Origin of the sequence: Altericroceibacterium xinjiangense (genome assembly GCF_003958635.1) — a bacterium.
In the GTDB taxonomy this organism is placed as follows: Bacteria; Pseudomonadota; Alphaproteobacteria; order Sphingomonadales; family Sphingomonadaceae; genus Altericroceibacterium_A; species Altericroceibacterium_A xinjiangense.
Genome location: NZ_RSEK01000003.1, coordinates 115,215 through 129,923, shown reverse-complemented (window position 1 = coordinate 129,923; position 14,709 = coordinate 115,215). Strand labels below are relative to the sequence as shown.

General features: G+C 65.2%; 12 protein-coding genes and 1 tRNA gene. 10 read left to right on the top strand and 3 right to left on the bottom strand.

Translation table 11 applies throughout. From position 1 onward, the window contains the following. The first annotated feature begins 30 nt into the window (after nucleotides 1-30). A complete protein-coding gene (locus tag ELY13_RS04540) occupies nucleotides 31-2,385 on the top strand; it encodes an ATP-dependent helicase (RefSeq protein ID WP_126172708.1) in 2,355 nt (784 codons plus the stop codon). Nucleotides 2,386-2,468: 83 nt separating this feature from the next. Continuing rightward, nucleotides 2,469-2,627, top strand: a complete 159-nt coding sequence (locus ELY13_RS14945) for a hypothetical protein (RefSeq protein WP_164549696.1) — start codon at nucleotides 2,469-2,471, stop codon at nucleotides 2,625-2,627. A gap of 9 nt (nucleotides 2,628-2,636) precedes the next feature. Here ELY13_RS14945 and ELY13_RS04535 read toward each other — a convergent pair whose 3' ends face one another. Then, nucleotides 2,637-4,043, bottom strand: a complete 1,407-nt coding sequence (locus ELY13_RS04535; protein WP_126172707.1) for a DEAD/DEAH box helicase — start codon at nucleotides 4,041-4,043, stop codon at nucleotides 2,637-2,639. Between the two features lie 139 nt (nucleotides 4,044-4,182). Continuing rightward, on the bottom strand, nucleotides 4,183-4,779 hold the full coding sequence (locus ELY13_RS04530; RefSeq protein WP_126172706.1) for a hypothetical protein: 597 nt from the start codon (nucleotides 4,777-4,779) through the stop codon (nucleotides 4,183-4,185). A gap of 153 nt (nucleotides 4,780-4,932) precedes the next feature. On the opposite strand from ELY13_RS04530, the gene ELY13_RS04525 reads away from it, so the two are divergent. Next, nucleotides 4,933-6,381, top strand: a complete 1,449-nt coding sequence (locus ELY13_RS04525) for an FAD-binding oxidoreductase (RefSeq protein ID WP_126172705.1) — start codon at nucleotides 4,933-4,935, stop codon at nucleotides 6,379-6,381. Between the two features lie 55 nt (nucleotides 6,382-6,436). Beyond that, nucleotides 6,437-7,243, top strand: a complete 807-nt coding sequence (locus ELY13_RS04520) for a SapC family protein (protein ID WP_126172704.1) — start codon at nucleotides 6,437-6,439, stop codon at nucleotides 7,241-7,243. Between the two features lie 176 nt (nucleotides 7,244-7,419). Here the strand turns inward: ELY13_RS04520 and ELY13_RS04515 are convergent, their stop codons facing one another. Next, on the bottom strand, nucleotides 7,420-8,367 hold the full coding sequence (locus ELY13_RS04515; RefSeq protein WP_126172703.1) for an N-formylglutamate amidohydrolase: 948 nt from the start codon (nucleotides 8,365-8,367) through the stop codon (nucleotides 7,420-7,422). Nucleotides 8,368-8,570: 203 nt separating this feature from the next. Here ELY13_RS04515 and ELY13_RS04510 point away from each other — a divergent pair. From ELY13_RS04510 to ELY13_RS04485, 6 genes are all read left to right on the top strand, one after another. Next, nucleotides 8,571-8,645 (top strand) — tRNA-Val (locus tag ELY13_RS04510). 70 nt (nucleotides 8,646-8,715) lie between these two features. Beyond that, complete coding sequence (locus ELY13_RS04505; RefSeq protein ID WP_126172702.1) at nucleotides 8,716-9,780, top strand: type III polyketide synthase; 1,065 nt, start codon at nucleotides 8,716-8,718, stop codon at nucleotides 9,778-9,780. Further along, nucleotides 9,770-10,459: a methyltransferase domain-containing protein gene (locus ELY13_RS04500; RefSeq protein WP_126172888.1), complete on the top strand. Its 690-nt coding sequence runs from the start codon at nucleotides 9,770-9,772 to the stop codon at nucleotides 10,457-10,459. Before ELY13_RS04505 ends, ELY13_RS04500 begins: the two co-directional genes overlap by 11 nt. Beyond that, entirely contained in the window at nucleotides 10,456-11,529 is a 1,074-nt protein-coding gene (locus ELY13_RS04495; RefSeq protein WP_126172701.1) for an NAD(P)/FAD-dependent oxidoreductase, read from the top strand. Before ELY13_RS04500 ends, ELY13_RS04495 begins: the two co-directional genes overlap by 4 nt. 72 nt (nucleotides 11,530-11,601) lie before the next feature. Then, nucleotides 11,602-12,825, top strand: coding sequence for an NADP-dependent isocitrate dehydrogenase (locus ELY13_RS04490; RefSeq protein WP_126172700.1), 1,224 nt, complete (start codon nucleotides 11,602-11,604; stop codon nucleotides 12,823-12,825). A gap of 109 nt (nucleotides 12,826-12,934) precedes the next feature. Next, nucleotides 12,935-14,695, top strand: coding sequence for a cation:proton antiporter domain-containing protein (locus ELY13_RS04485; RefSeq protein ID WP_126172699.1), 1,761 nt, complete (start codon nucleotides 12,935-12,937; stop codon nucleotides 14,693-14,695). Nucleotides 14,696-14,709 lie beyond the last annotated feature (14 nt).

Below are 14,709 nucleotides of genomic sequence, written 5' to 3'. Positions count from 1 at the left end.
AGGGTAGTTCCGGTTTTCCTGCGCGCGCAGATGCGGACGGGAGCCTTGCGTGTTCCCTTTCCGTACCCTAGCTCACCGAACGTGAGCGAACCTTCTGCCCTTCTCCCGCACGACCAGGCAGCCCCCGACTGGCTGCAGCGACTGAACCCGCCGCAGCGTGAAGCAGTGCTGACCGCGGAAGGCCCGGTGCTAATGCTGGCGGGCGCGGGAACGGGGAAGACCGCGGCTTTGACCGCTCGCCTTGCCTATCTGATCCGGTCCCGCCGCGCCTGGCCGAGCGAGATCCTGTGCGTCACCTTCACCAACAAGGCCGCGCGCGAGATGCGGGAGCGCGTTGGCCACTTGATCGGCGACGCCGTGGAAGGGATGCCGTGGCTGGGCACCTTCCATTCGATTTGCGCCAGGATGCTCCGCCGCCACGCCGAACTGGTGGGCCTGCAATCGAACTACACGATCATCGACACCGACGACCAGCTGCGCGTGCTGAAGCAGCTGATCGTCAACAACGGGCTGGATGAGAAGCGCTGGCCCGCACGCCAGCTGGCCGGGCTGATCGACCGGTGGAAGAATCGCGGGATCAACCCGGACGATCTCGATGCGCTGGAAAACGAGGCTTACGCCAATGGGCGCGGCCAGCAGATGTACCGGTTATACCAGGACCGGCTGAAGGCGCTGAATGCCTGCGACTTCGGCGACCTGCTGCTGCACATGCTCAACATTTTCCGCCAGCACCGTGAAATTCTCGAAACGTACCAGCAGCGCTTCAAGTACGTGATGGTGGACGAGTATCAGGACACCAACGCGGTCCAGTACCTCTGGCTGCGGCTACTGGCCCAGCAGCGCAAGAACATCTGCGTTGTGGGGGATGACGACCAGTCGATCTATTCCTGGCGCGGCGCGGAAGTGGCCAACATCCTCCGGTTCGAGAAGGATTTTCCCGGCGCCAAGGTAATCCGGCTTGAGCAGAACTATCGCTCAACTCCGCAGATCCTGGGCGCGGCGTCCGGCCTCATCGCCGCCAACAGCGAACGGCTGGGAAAGACCTTGTGGACCGAGCTGAACGCCGGCGAACGCGTGCGCGTGATCGGCGTCTGGGACGGCCCGGAGGAAGCGCGCCGGATGGGGGAGGAAATCGAGCGACTGGAGCGGGAGGGCGCCGCGCTGGATCAGGTGGCGATCCTCGTGCGGGCGCAGTACCAGACCCGGGAATTCGAAGACCGCTTCATACAAATCGGCCTCAACTACAAGATAATCGGCGGTTTTCGTTTCTATGAACGGGCCGAGATCCGCGACGCGCTGGCCTATTTGCGCGTCATCATGCAGCCGAGCGACGACCTGGCGTTCGAGCGGATACACAACCAGCCCAAGCGCGGGCTTGGCGCGAAGGCGCTGGAGCGGATGCATTCGCATGCGCGGCAGCAGAACATTCCGCTGGCCGCATCCGCACTCCAGCTGGCCGACACGGACGAGCTGCCGCCCCGCGCTCGCGGGACGATCGCTCGCCTGATGGAGAGCTTCGTGCGCTGGCGTGAGATGGAGCCGACCGTCACCCCGTCGGAACTGCTGCGCACCGTGCTGGAGGAAACCGGCTACACCGCCATGCTGCAGGCGGAGCGGTCCGCCGAAGCGGCCGGGCGGCTGGAGAACTTGTCGGAACTCGGCCGTGCGATGGAGGAATACGAATCCCTCGGGAACTTCCTGGAACACGTCAGTCTGGTGATGGACAACGACGCGGCCGATGATGAGCAGAAGGTCACGATCATGACCATCCACGCGGCCAAGGGGCTGGAATTCGACCATGTCTTCCTGCCGGGGTGGGAGGAAGGCGTGTTTCCTTCCCAGCGCGCGCTGGATGAAGGCGGCCTCGCTTCCTTGGAGGAGGAGCGGCGGCTGGCCTATGTGGCGATTACTCGCGCACGGCGGCGCTGCACCATCCTTCACGCAGCCAACCGGCGGATTTATGGACAGTGGAACAGCTCGCTGCCCTCCCGCTTCATCGGGGAACTGCCGGAAGACCATGTCGCGGCCGAGACCACGATGACGGGCGGCGCTTCTTTGTGGCGCGCCAATTGGTCGGAGAATGAGGACCCGTTCGCCCATGTCGCCCGCAATCAGCCTTCCCGCACGACCACCCGCGGTCCCGGCTGGCAGCGAGCGCTGACGACCGGATACGATGCGGCGCCCAAGCGGATAGCGGAATCAGGACGCAGCGCAGCAAGCTTCGCCGCCAAGCCGCGCACCGACATCGCAATTGGCGCGCGCGTGTTCCATCAGAAGTTCGGCTATGGGGTCGTGATGGGCCAGGAAGGCAACCGGCTGGAAATCGAGTTCGAACAAGCAGGACGCAAACGCGTGATCGACAGTTTCGTCACGCCCGGCGACTAAGAGACTGATTTCAGGGGCAGACGGAGAGGCTTTCCCGGAAACCTCCCCTGCCCCGTCCGTTCTTTCTGCAAAGGAGAGAACATATGTCCAGTGAAACCGGCAACGCTCAGGCCCGCAAGGAAAACCGCGGCAGCAGCAGTCCCAACATGGAGCTGCAGAAGGAAGAATCGCGCGATCCGAACCACAGCGATGCGCGTGACAGGACCGGCCGCAAGGGCGGCAGCAACGCGAAAGACCTTTAAGAGTTTAGCTTAAAGCGCTGACACCATGAGGAATTCCGGGACGGGGCCATTCCAGGCTCCTCCGGTTTCCGGCTCCGGTTCCGGATCGCGCCTGCGGCGCGGTTCGGACCTGGGGCTTTTTTTCGATTCGCGCTTTTCCTCGCGCTTCTCGTCCTGCGGCTCCGGTTTACGAGCGCGCGCGGGCGTTTCGTCCTGCGGCTCGGGTTCGCGAGCGCGCCCAGGTGTTTCGTCCTGTGGCTCCCGATCCCGATCTTTATCCCGGCTCCGCTTGCGTTCCGGGGAAGCGGTTTCTTCGCGCTTTGGATCAACTTCGTAGACCGGAATCTTAAGTCCGGTCAGCTTTTCGATGTTGGCGATCGGCTCTTCGTCTTCAGGCGTGACGAAGGTAAAGGCGCGACCCTTCGCTCCGGCGCGGCCGGTGCGGCCGATCCGGTGAACGTAATCGTCCGGGTGCCATGGCGTGTCGTAGTTGAACACGTGGGACACGCCCTTGACGTCCAGCCCGCGGGCCGCGACGTCGGAAGCGACCAGGATGTTGATTTCGCCCTTACGGAAGCGGTCCAGCTCGGCCATCCGGTTGGACTGGTCCATGTCGCCATGAATCTCGCCTACCGAGAAACCGTCGCGGCTCAGGCTTTTCGCCAGATCGCGGACGGTCGTCTTGCGGTTGGCGAAGATCATCGCCGTCTGCACATCTTCGGCCCGCAGAAGATATTCCAGCAGTTCCCGCTTCTTGCGGGGGCTGACGGTGACCTTGTGCTGCGCGATGTTGATGTTCGCGGTCGCCGGACGGGCGACCTCGATGTATTTGGGATTGGTCAGGAACTTGTCGGCAAGCTTCTTGATCGGCGCAGGCATCGTTGCCGAGAACAGCAGCGTCTGCCGGTTTGCCGGAAGCTTGGTGCAGATGAACTCGATGTCGGGAATGAATCCCATGTCGAGCATCCGGTCGGCCTCGTCGATCACCAGCAGGTCGCAGCCGGTCAGCAGGATCTTGCCGCGTTCGAACAAGTCCATCAGCCGTCCCGGCGTGGCGATGAGAACGTCGGCCCCTTCGTCCAGAGCCTTGAGCTGATCGCCCATCTGAACGCCGCCGATCAGCAGCGCGAGATTGAGATCGTGGTTCTTGCCGTACTTTTCGAAGTTTTCGGCAACCTGCATTGCCAGTTCGCGCGTAGGCTCAAGGATCAGGGAGCGCGGCATCCGCGCGCGGCGGCGCCCTTGATGCAGGATGTCGATCATCGGCAGCACGAAGCTGGCCGTCTTGCCCGTGCCGGTCTGCGCGACCGCGATCACGTCCTTCATCATTTGCACTTGCGGGATCGCCTGCGCCTGAATCGGCGTGGGCTCATCGTACCCGGCAGCTTTGACTGCCTGCAGCAACTCGTCAGAAAGGCCGAGATCGGCGAAATTCATAGGCGTGGCTATATCCCATACGCGAACCAAGCGAAGGGCAGCGCCTGTCGCGTTGGCGAGCAGCGCCCCGCCGCACTTCGGCGCCTATGCACCAGATACGCCAAAAGTCAAGAAATCTCGCCCCGGATGAGTCCGGCGATCAATCGCGCGACACGGTCAACCGGCTCAACCTGGTGACCTCGCAACTGGCTCCCGCCCGGGATTGCAGCCGGTCGCGCCGGGGGCAAAGCATGCCGTCAGCGGTCCGGTCGATGTAGAAACCCTGATAGAAGTCCCGCGGTGTGCAGGCCCGTTCAAGCGCAGCGCTGAGAACGCGGGTATCGTGCATGAAAAGCAGGAGACGATTCTGCTGCCCCGGCTGCACGCCTGCAATCGCCTGAACCGGGATGCAGCCGTCCAGCTCACGCTCGACGATCTGGACGGGAGCCTGAGCCTGGGCTTGAGCCTGCGCGGCCTGAGCCATCATCTGCTCCTGCGTGGTGGGGCGCGCGGGGGAAATCCGGATGGTTACCCTGCGTTCGATGCGGACCTGATTCTGGGCGGGCGTGCGATGCGCATCCTGCAGGAAAGAGGACGGGCCGAACGACTGCAAGCCGAGAGGCGCGGGCGGCTTGGGCTGGGGCGCGGCGCGGCCCGCCTCGGCACCAGTCTCCAGCCCGCCGAACACAGGCAGGCTGCCCGCGATCTGCGGCGCCAGCAGGGCAAGCGGAAGGATCAGAGTGGCAAGCGTGTTCATCTGGATCGTTTTTGTCCGCCAGGCCGCGCGGGTGCGGCTCTATCGACGACCCTCCTTGTCCTGAGCGCTTGAATACCGGCTTAACTCCTTCTTCTACCGAAGCAACTCCCGCCGGCTGGCACTTGGCTGCGGATCGTGCGAAACCTGCCGATCATGACGGAAACGCAACACTTCCTTGAAGCCGCCGCTGCGATCCTTGGCGATCGCGGGCTGACGACCGACCCCGAACTGATGGACCCGTGGCTGACCGACTGGCGCGGACGCTATACCGGGCGGGCCCTCGCGCTCGCCTCCCCCGCGTCGACCGAGGAAGTCTCCGCGCTGGTCAAGCTCTGCGCCCGCGCCGGCGTGCCGATCGTACCGCAGGGCGGCAACAGCGGCATGTCCGGGGGAGCGACGCCGGACGCAAGCGGCACCGCCCTGCTTCTTTCGCTGCGCCGGATGAATGCAATCCGCCGGATCGATCCGGAAGCGCGGCAGGCAACCTGCGAGGCCGGAGTGATCCTCCAGACCCTGCACGAGGCGGCTGAAAAACAGGGGCTTCGTTTCCCGCTGACGCTGGGCGGAAAAGGATCGGCCACGATCGGCGGCCTGATTTCGACCAACGCCGGGGGCACGCAGGTGCTGCGTCATGGATCGATGCGGGAGCAGGTGCTGGGGATCGAGGCTGTCCTTGCCGACGGCAGCGTCTTTGACACCCTTACTCCGCTCAAGAAGGACAACCGCGGATTCGACCTGAAGCAGGTGCTCCTCGGCTCGGAAGGAACGCTGGGGATCGTGACCGGGGCAACGTTGCGGCTAATGCCTGCGCTGGCCCGGCGCGAGGTGCTGTGGGCCGGGCTTGGATCGATCACCGATGCCCGCAAGCTGCTTGTACGAGCCGAGGCATTGGCGGGCGAGGCGCTGGAGGGGTTTGAGGTCCTGCCCGCGCACAGCCTCGACGCCGTGCTCGCACACACGCCCGGCTCGCGCTCTCCGCTGCAGGGAAAACATGCTTGGCACGCGCTGATCGAGCTTGGGGCCGACCAGTCACAGGCCGACACCCTGCCCGATCTTGCGCAAGAGTTGCTGGAGGACGGCTTCGAGGCCGGCCTGGTGGAGGACGCGACGATCGCCGCGAATGAGACGCAGGCCGAACAGTTCTGGGCCTTGCGGGAGGAGATCTCTCCGGCAGAACGGGCGATCGGGCCGGCAATGCAGCACGACATTGCCGTGCCGGTGGCGAAGATGGCGGATTTTGTCGACGCTGCCTCGGCCGAGGTGGAGCGGGCCTTCCCCGGGACCACGGCGGTCGCCTTCGGTCACCTGGGCGACGGGAACGTACATTTCCACGTGCTCGCCCCCACCGGTGCGGAGCGGAGCGGATGGGAGGAGAACGACGGGAAGCGAATCAGCGCTTTCGTGCACGATCTGGTGACGAAGTGGGGCGGATCGATCAGCGCGGAGCACGGGATCGGGCAGATGAAGCGGGACGAACTGGCCCGGCTGGGCGATCCGGTGGCGCTGTCGATGATGCGTGGCATCAAGCACGCGCTCGATCCCCAGGGGCTGCTCAATCCGGGCAAACTGGTGCCGCTTGCGCCTGAACCGGGGACAACCTAAAGCCCCCGCTTCCACCGCGCGGGGCGATCCGCGCCAGACAAGCGGAGAGTTCCCGATGGCCAGCGCGCCGCAAGCCAGCCTGCCCCTGTTCTACCAAGACCTGCTGCCGCTCAACAGCCGGGACCATGCCGCGTGGCGCGCCCGCGCGACCGATCGCGCTCCCTGGGCAGCGAAGCAGAATGCAATCCCGCTGACCGTCGACGAGTTCATCCCGGCGCAGCGCAATTTCCCGATCGTCTTTTCCTCGGGCGAAAACCCGGTTCCGCTGGCGCTGTTCGGCCTCAACGACGGCGTGAACGTGTTCTTCGACGATGAAGGCAAGGCGCTGGAGGACTTCTATGTCCCGGCCTACATCCGCCGCTATCCCTTCCTGCTGGCGAAGCTGCGGACCGATTCCGACGACATGTCGCTGTGCTTCGATCCCAAGAGCGGTCTGGTCGGGGAATTCGAGGACGGCACCCCGCTGTTCGAGGGCACCGAGCCGACGCAGAATACCAAGGAGCTGCTCGAATTCTGCCAGCGCTTCGAAGAAGCCGGCGCGCGCACCCAGCAGTTCGTTGACGAACTGAAGAAGCACGGGCTGTTCATGGAAGGCGAGGTGTCGATCCAGCGCAACTCCAACCCGGGCCAGCCGTTCGTCTATCGCGGGTTCCAGATCGTCAATCAGGAAAAGCTGCGCGAACTGCGCGGAGACCAGCTGCGCAGCTGGAACCAGAACGGCCTGCTGCCGCTGCTGTTCGCGCATCTCTACTCTCTGGAATTGATGAGCACGATCTTCGGCAAGCAGAACCAGCAGGGCAAGGGCCCCTCGGCAACGGCGACGCAGGGCGAAGTCGCCACCGAAGTTCCCGCCAGCGAATAGTTTTTTACCGCCGGGATGGCCTTGAACATTCCGGCGGGCCAATTATCTAGGAAGTGTCCGGTCGGCGCTCCCCTCATGGCCCGGCTGGATAGGTGCATCCCCTTGCACCTCCTCCCTGAACCTTGGCCACCTCGTGCTCAGCACGAGGTGGTTTTTTCTTGCCCGCTGCGTGCGACCTACTCGGCTGCCTGGGCGGTTCCCCGCCCCAGCGCCGCCACTTCCCCCGCCAGCCGCCGGACCAGCCCGCCCAGCACGCGCACGACCGACGCAAAGCCGGGTCCAGGCTCGCTCAGGGCATCGTCCAGATAGGCTGCGCGGCACACTTCCATCTGGAAGGCGTGGATGTTGCGGCCGGGAGCGGCGTGGCGTTCCAGCACGTACCCGCCGGCGTAGGGCCGGTTGTGCGCCACGCGCCGCCCATGCGCCCCGAGATGATCGAATGCGGTAGCGCAGAGCAATCCGTCGCACGACGCTCCGAAACGATCCCCGAACACGAATTCGGGTGCGGCTTGCGGTCCGCGCCGACTGCCGAGCGGGGGCATCGAATGCAGATCGATCAGCAGCGCTGCGCCCCAGCGCTTGCGGATCGCCCCAAGAGCGTCCGACAAGGCCTGGTGATACGGCTCATGCACGCAAGCGATTCGCGCTTCGAGTTCGGCCGGCTCCAGCCGGCGCTTCCACAATTCCCCGATGCCCGACAGGCGCCGCGGCACCAGACCGAGGCCGCTGCGCGCGCGGCGCCCCTGCACCGGCGGGGCCGAGGCCGGACGGACGCCGCAGACCATGTCCCAATCCATTTCGTCCACGGCGCGGTTCAGATCGATCATGGCGCGCGGGGCATGGGCGACCAGCAGGGCGGCACCCGTTTCGCGCGCGATAGTCTCGCCCACCCGATCCACGTAGCGGTCTTCCAGCTTCAGAGCGGAACGCGCGGGATGCCGCAGCCGATCGACCAGACTGGCGGGATAATCGCGCCCGGCATGGGGCACGGCGATCAGGACCGGGATCGGCGAAGGATCGGGCAAAGCGAGCGACCAGGCCCGGCTGTCCCCTCCGGGAATCGGCGCCCCGTCCTTGTGGAGAGCCTCCGCGCTCCAGCCTTGCGAATCGTGCGGTCGCTCCATCCCAGTCAGGCTGGCGGTGTCATCTGTTCGTGTCAAAGTCTGCTCATGTCAAAACCGGTCATCCCGTCAGGCACAACGGCCCGCCAGTGAAAAAGGGGCCCGCCCATAGCCATCGTGTGTGATGCTCTGCGATACCTCTTGCACAGTGCATGCGGGGACGCTATCTGGCGCGCCTGCCGGGAGACCGGCGGGCCGAATGGTGCGGGCGTATAGCTCAGTGGTAGAGCACCGTGTTGACATCGCGGGGGTCGCAAGTTCAATCCTTGCTACGCCCACCATTCCGGCAAGAAGAACAAACCCGCCTTTTGGCGGGTTTTTCTTTTCCCCGCGCATTCCTATCTTGCCGGAATGACAACACCCCGGCCGACGGCCCGTATCACCGCGATCTCCTCCGCCGTTCCGGGACAGGACATCGAAAGCCAGTACCGAGACTGGGCAGCCGGTCAGTTGCCCCCGCGCGAGGCGCGCTTGTTTGGCCGGATGCAGGAGCGCGGCGGGATCGCCCATCGCTGGTCCGTGCTTGACGGAGCGGATGCGCGGCTGGAACCTGGATCCTTCTACGCTCGCGAAGCCCCGCCAAGCACCGCCGAGCGAATGGCGATCTATGCCGAGGCGGCACCTGCGCTGGCCTTGCAGGCGATCCGCGGACTGGGCGAGCTGCCGCCGATCACGCATCTTGTCGTCGCCAGCTGCACCGGCTTTGTCGCTCCCGGCATCGATCAGCTGATTGCCCGCCGCCTTGGCCTGAGTGCGGATGTCGAGCGCGTGCTGATCGGCTTCATGGGGTGCTATGCCGGATCGATCGCACTGCGCACGGCGCGGCACATCGTACGGTCCGAGCCGGAGGCCCGCGTGCTGGTGGTGACCGTGGAATTGTGCACCCTGCACATGCAGCAGGATGCGGAGATCGAGCCGCTGCTCGCAATGGCGCAATTCGGTGACGGAGCAGCCGCTGCACTGGTGACCAGCGAAGGACCGGGGCTGGAGCTTGGCCAAGGCTTGTCGGTCGCCCTGGAGGAAAGTGCGGATCTGATCACCTGGCGCATCGCCGACACCGGTTTCGTCATGGAGCTTTCGGGCGAAGTCCCGGCGCGCATTGCCGGGGCTCTAGCTGATGAGGAACTGGTAGAGACGATCACCGGGGGTGCCGCGGTGAAGGACGTGGACGCGTGGGCGGTCCACGCGGGGGGGCGGTCGATCCTGGACGCCGTCGAGCGCGGGCTCGGGCTTGGACCCGAATGCCTCAATCCTTCGCGTGAAGTGCTGAGCGCCAACGGCAACGTTTCTTCCGGCACGCTCCTGTTCGTGCTGGAAAAGCTGATCCGCCGTCAGCCGGAACGCGGCGTTGCGCTTGCCTTCGGGCCGGGGCTGGCGGTCGAAGGTTTCCGCTTTGGCTGGACCGATGCTGGCTGAGCGGCTGCAGGCCGATGAGCTGATGGACGACCCGGCCCTCGACGCCGGGACTTACCACGCGGTGCTGGCGGATCTCGCCAAGGTCAACCGCATTACCCTTGCCTACCGGCCCACCCTGGATTTCCTCCGTCGCGCGCTCGGCGGACGCACTCGCTTTCGCCTGCTGGATGTCGGGTTCGGGGACGGGGACATGCTGCGCCGGATCGCGCTTTGGGCGCAGCGCCGCGGGACGGAAGCGGAGCTGACGGGGATCGACCTGAACGCTCGCAGCATTGCGGCAGCCGAGCGCCATCCCTCCCCCGGCGCACCGATCCGGTACCTCGCCGGTGATTATGCCGATCTGGCGGGGGAGCGGTTCGACTTCATCGTCTCCAGCCTCGTCGCTCATCACATGACGGAAGACCAACTGGTGCGCTTCCTCGCGTTCATGGACGCGGAGGCGCAGGCGGGGTGGTTCGTCAACGACCTTCACCGCCACCGGCTATCCCATTTCGGCTATCCCCTGCTCGCCCGCGCGATGGGCTGGCATCCCATTGTCCGGCTGGACGGCACGACCTCCATCGCCCGCAGCTTCCGTGCCCCTGAGTGGTCCGCCCTGCTCCGGCAGGCGGACGTGCGCGGTGCGCGGGTGCGGCGCTACTTTCCGTTTCGCTTGTGCGTCGAGAAGATCGGCCCGTGACCCCTCTTGTCTTGGGAGCCGGACCGGCGGGCTGCGCCGCGGCGATCACGCTGGCTCATGCAGGCGCGCGGCCGCTGCTGATCGATCGCGACCGGCACGTAGGCGACCCCTTGTGCGGCGGATTTCTCAGCTGGCGAACGGCGGATCGGCTAGCCCGGCTAGGGGTGGATTGCGCGGCCCTCGGTGCGGAAAAGGTCGATCGGCTCGTCTTGTTCGCGGGGTATGCTCGCGCCGAAATCGTCCTTCCCGCTCCGGCCTTCGGCTTGTCCCGCAACGCGCTTGACCGCGCCTTGCGGCAGCGGGCGCAGGAAGCCGGCGTGCGGTTCGCCTTCGACACCGTGCGGACCGTGGAAAGCACCCGCGCGATCGGGCAGGAACGGGAGTGGGAAAGCGACGGACTGTTTCTCGCCACGGGCAAGCACAACGTGCGCGGTGCCGGCCGGGATCGCCAGTCGAGCGACCCTGCACTGGGCTTGCGAGTCCGGCTGCCTGCCTCCTCCCGCCTGTCGCGTCTCGTCGGCGGAACAATCGAGCTGCACTTGTTCCGCGGCGGCTATGCCGGAATCATGCTGCAGGAAGACGGCAGCGCGAACGTCTGCCTCGCCTTGCGCAAGTCGCGGCTGAGCGACGCCGGGCGCGATCCGTCCGCCTTGCTGGCCGACCTCGCCCGCCGTCATCCCCATTTCGCCGATCGCCTGGGCGAAGACTGGCAGGATGCGCGGATCGACACCATCGGCGCGGTTCCTTACGGCTGGATCGCGCGCGGCACCGAACCGGGTGTGTTCCGACTGGGCGATCAGGCCGCAGTGATCCCGTCGCTTGCCGGGGAAGGGATCGATATCGCACTCGCCAGCGGGACGTTGGCCGCGGGATTCTGGCTGCGCAGCGGGAGCGCGGCCGCGCCGTCATTCCAGCGAACCTTCGCCGCCCGCGCCCGGCGCCCGCTGATGGCGGCCGCGGCGGCGTGGAGCCTCGCGGAATGCCCTTCCCGGTCGCGCATCGCGGTTGCTGCGACACGCCTTGCCCCGGGTCTGCTGCGGACCGTCATGCAGCGAACCCGCATCGTCTGAGGGGCCGCTTGCGCTGGCCTTTCCTGCTCCTTAAGGACACCGGCAACGTTCATCAACGCGACAGGAGCCCTTATGGCGAAGATCAAGGTCACCAACCCGATAGTCGAGATCGACGGCGACGAGATGACGCGGATCATCTGGCAATGGATCCGGGAGCGGCTGATCCTGCCTTATCTCGATCTTGAGCTGAAGTACTATGACCTTGGGATCGAGAAGCGCGACGAGACGGACGACCAGATCACCGTCGACGCGGCCAATGCGATCAAGCAGTACGGCGTCGGCGTAAAGTGCGCCACGATCACCCCGGACGAAGCGCGGGTGGAAGAATTCAATCTCAAGGCGATGTACCGTTCGCCCAACGGCACGATCCGCAACATCCTGGGCGGCACGATCTTCCGTGAGCCGATCGTGATCCAGAACGTCCCCCGGCTGATCCCGGGCTGGACCGATCCGATCGTCGTCGGCCGCCACGCCTTTGGCGACCAGTACCGCGCGACCGACTTCAAGGTCCCCGGCCCCGGCAAGCTGCGCCTGGTGTTCGAAGGCGAAAACGGTGAGACCATCGACCGCGAAGTCTACGACTTCAAGGCTCCCGGCGTTGCGATGTCGATGTACAACCTCGACGACTCCATCCGCGACTTCGCCCGTGCGAGCATGAACTACGCGCTCGACCGCAAGTGGCCGCTGTACCTTTCGACGAAGAACACGATCATCAAGGCCTACGATGGTCGCTTCAAGGACTTGTTCCAGGAAGTGTTCGAGACCGAAAGCTTCAAGGAAAAGTTCGACAAGGCCGGGATCGAGTACCAGCACCGCCTGATCGATGACATGGTCGCAAGCGCCCTGAAGTGGAGCGGCAAGTTCGTCTGGGCCTGCAAGAACTATGACGGCGACGTGCAGTCCGACCAAGTGGCGCAGGGCTTCGGCAGCCTGGGTCTCATGACCAGCGTGCTGATGACGCCCGATGGCAAGACCATCGAGGCTGAAGCCGCGCACGGCACCGTCACCCGTCACTATCGCCAGCATGAGCAAGGCAAGGCGACCAGCACCAACCCGATCGCGTCGATCTTCGCCTGGACTCGCGGGCTGATCTACCGCGGCCGGTTCGACGAGACGCCGGACGTGGTCCGCTTTGCCGAAACGCTGGAAAGGGTCTGCATCCAGACCGTCGAAAGCGGCAAGATGACCAAGGACCTCGCCTTGCTGATCGGTCCGGACCAGAGCTGGATGACCACCGAGCAGTTCTTCGAGGCGATCGTCGAGAACCTCGAAAAGGAAATGGCGAACTGGGCGTAAGCCTTTCGGCCCCGGCGCAAAGGCTCCGGGGCCACATTTTTCCGCGTTTCCCGAGTTGCGGCCGCCGTCCCGCTTCTGTCATACCCGCGGCAGGAAACTGACGGGAACCATGCACGGCCACGCAATCTCTTCAACGATGTCCGATGCGCTGGTGATTCTCGGCGCGGCGGGCATCGTCATCCCTGTGTTCGCGCGATTTCGCATCACGCCGATTATCGGGTTCATCCTCGTGGGACTGCTGGTCGGCCCGTACGGGCTCGGCCGCATGGTCGATGATCACCCGTGGCTGACGTGGGTCACGATCAGCGATGCAGAGGGGCTGCAGCCGTTCGCCGAATTCGGCATCATCCTGCTGCTGTTCACCATCGGGCTGGAGCTTTCGTTCAAGCGCTTGTGGCAGCTCCGCCGGATGGTCTTCGGCCTCGGTGCGCTGGAACTGATCGTCATCGGCACGCTGGTCGGCGGTATCCTGTGGATGCTGGGCCAGTACTGGACCGGCGCGCTGGCGCTGGGCCTGGCGCTTGCGCTGTCTTCCACCGCACTGGTGTTGCCGATTGCCGGCCACCACACGCCCGTGGGCCGTGCCGCGCTGTCGATGCTGCTGTTCGAGGATATCGCGATCGTCCCCATCATCTTCCTGCTCGGCGCGCTGGCGCCCTACGCAGCGGAAGAAGGAATGGAGGGCCTGACGCGCACGCTGTGGCTGGGCGCGCTCATTGTCGGGGCGATGATGGTGATTGGGCGGTACGCCCTTCCCACCTTGTTCGCCCAGGCGGCCCGGACCAAAAGCCCGGAGTTGTTCCTCGCCATCACGCTGCTGGTGGTAATCGGCGCGAGCCTTGCCACGGGGCTTGTCGGCCTGTCGCCCATTGTTGGTGCGCTCGTCGCCGGGTTGCTGATCGCAGAGACCGACTACCACGCCGAGATCGAGACGATCATCAAGCCGTTCGAAGGATTGGCGCTTGGCATATTCCTGCTCACGGTCGGCATGCAGATCGACCTGACGAACGTCTGGGCCAATTTCCGGCCCGTGATAACTGCTGTCGTGCTGGTCCTGACCTTGAAGGCCGTCGTCACCGGCTTGTTGCTGAGGGCAATGGGCGCACGGCGCAGCACGGCGACGGAAACCGGTATCCTGATGGCCAGCCCTTCGGAAACCACCCTGATCGTCCTGGCTGCGGCAACCGAGGCGCTGCTGATCCAGGAGGAGACCGCCCAATTCTGGCAGATCGTCACCGCCATCGGCCTCACGATCACGCCGCTGCTTGCGGGACTGGGGCGGATGATGGGCCGGCGCGTTGAGCCGCTGCCCGATCAGGAGGAGCTGATCAACAGCAGCGAACCGCGCGTGGTGATCGTCGGCTTGGGCCGCGTGGGACGGTTGGTCGCGGACATGCTGACGGTCCACAATCAGCCCTATGTCGCAATCGACGCCGATGCAGACCTGATCTCGGCGGCACGGCGAGACAGCTACACCGTGCTGTTCGGCAACGCGATGCGCGGAGACGCGCTTGATCGCCTGGGTTTGGGAGACGCGCTGGCAGTCGTGCTGACGATGGACGAACCCGTGCTGGCCGAGCGGATCACCCGGAAGCTTCGCGACCACCACCCCAACCTGCCGATCATCGCCCGAGCACGCGACGCGATGCACGCGGCCGAGCTGTACCGGAGCGGCGCCACCCATGCAGTGCCGGAGACGCTGGAAAGCTCCTTGCAGCTATCCGAAGCCGTGCTGGTCGGGCTTGGCATGCCGATGGGCCCGGTGATCGCCTCAATCCATGAGAAGCGCGACGAGTACCGCGATCAGATCAAACACCGGGCGGAACTGGAATACAGGCCGAAACTGCGTACCAGCACGCTGGACGGCTGATCCTTTCGGACCGA

What these genes read in the sequence shown, in the direction of transcription:
- ELY13_RS04540 (WP_126172708.1), top strand. Translation starts at nt 31, where the DNA reads ATGCGGACGGGAGCCTTGCGTGTTCCCTTTCCGTACCCTAGCTCACCG.
- ELY13_RS14945 (WP_164549696.1), top strand. Translation starts at nt 2,469, where the DNA reads ATGTCCAGTGAAACCGGCAACGCTCAGGCCCGCAAGGAAAACCGCGGC.
- ELY13_RS04535 (WP_126172707.1), bottom strand. Translation starts at nt 4,043, where the DNA reads ATGAATTTCGCCGATCTCGGCCTTTCTGACGAGTTGCTGCAGGCAGTC.
- ELY13_RS04530 (WP_126172706.1), bottom strand. Translation starts at nt 4,779, where the DNA reads ATGAACACGCTTGCCACTCTGATCCTTCCGCTTGCCCTGCTGGCGCCG.
- ELY13_RS04525 (WP_126172705.1), top strand. Translation starts at nt 4,933, where the DNA reads ATGACGGAAACGCAACACTTCCTTGAAGCCGCCGCTGCGATCCTTGGC.
- ELY13_RS04520 (WP_126172704.1), top strand. Translation starts at nt 6,437, where the DNA reads ATGGCCAGCGCGCCGCAAGCCAGCCTGCCCCTGTTCTACCAAGACCTG.
- ELY13_RS04515 (WP_126172703.1), bottom strand. Translation starts at nt 8,367, where the DNA reads ATGGAGCGACCGCACGATTCGCAAGGCTGGAGCGCGGAGGCTCTCCAC.
- ELY13_RS04505 (WP_126172702.1), top strand. Translation starts at nt 8,716, where the DNA reads ATGACAACACCCCGGCCGACGGCCCGTATCACCGCGATCTCCTCCGCC.
- ELY13_RS04500 (WP_126172888.1), top strand. Translation starts at nt 9,770, where the DNA reads ATGCTGGCTGAGCGGCTGCAGGCCGATGAGCTGATGGACGACCCGGCC.
- ELY13_RS04490 (WP_126172700.1), top strand. Translation starts at nt 11,602, where the DNA reads ATGGCGAAGATCAAGGTCACCAACCCGATAGTCGAGATCGACGGCGAC.
- ELY13_RS04485 (WP_126172699.1), top strand. Translation starts at nt 12,935, where the DNA reads ATGCACGGCCACGCAATCTCTTCAACGATGTCCGATGCGCTGGTGATT.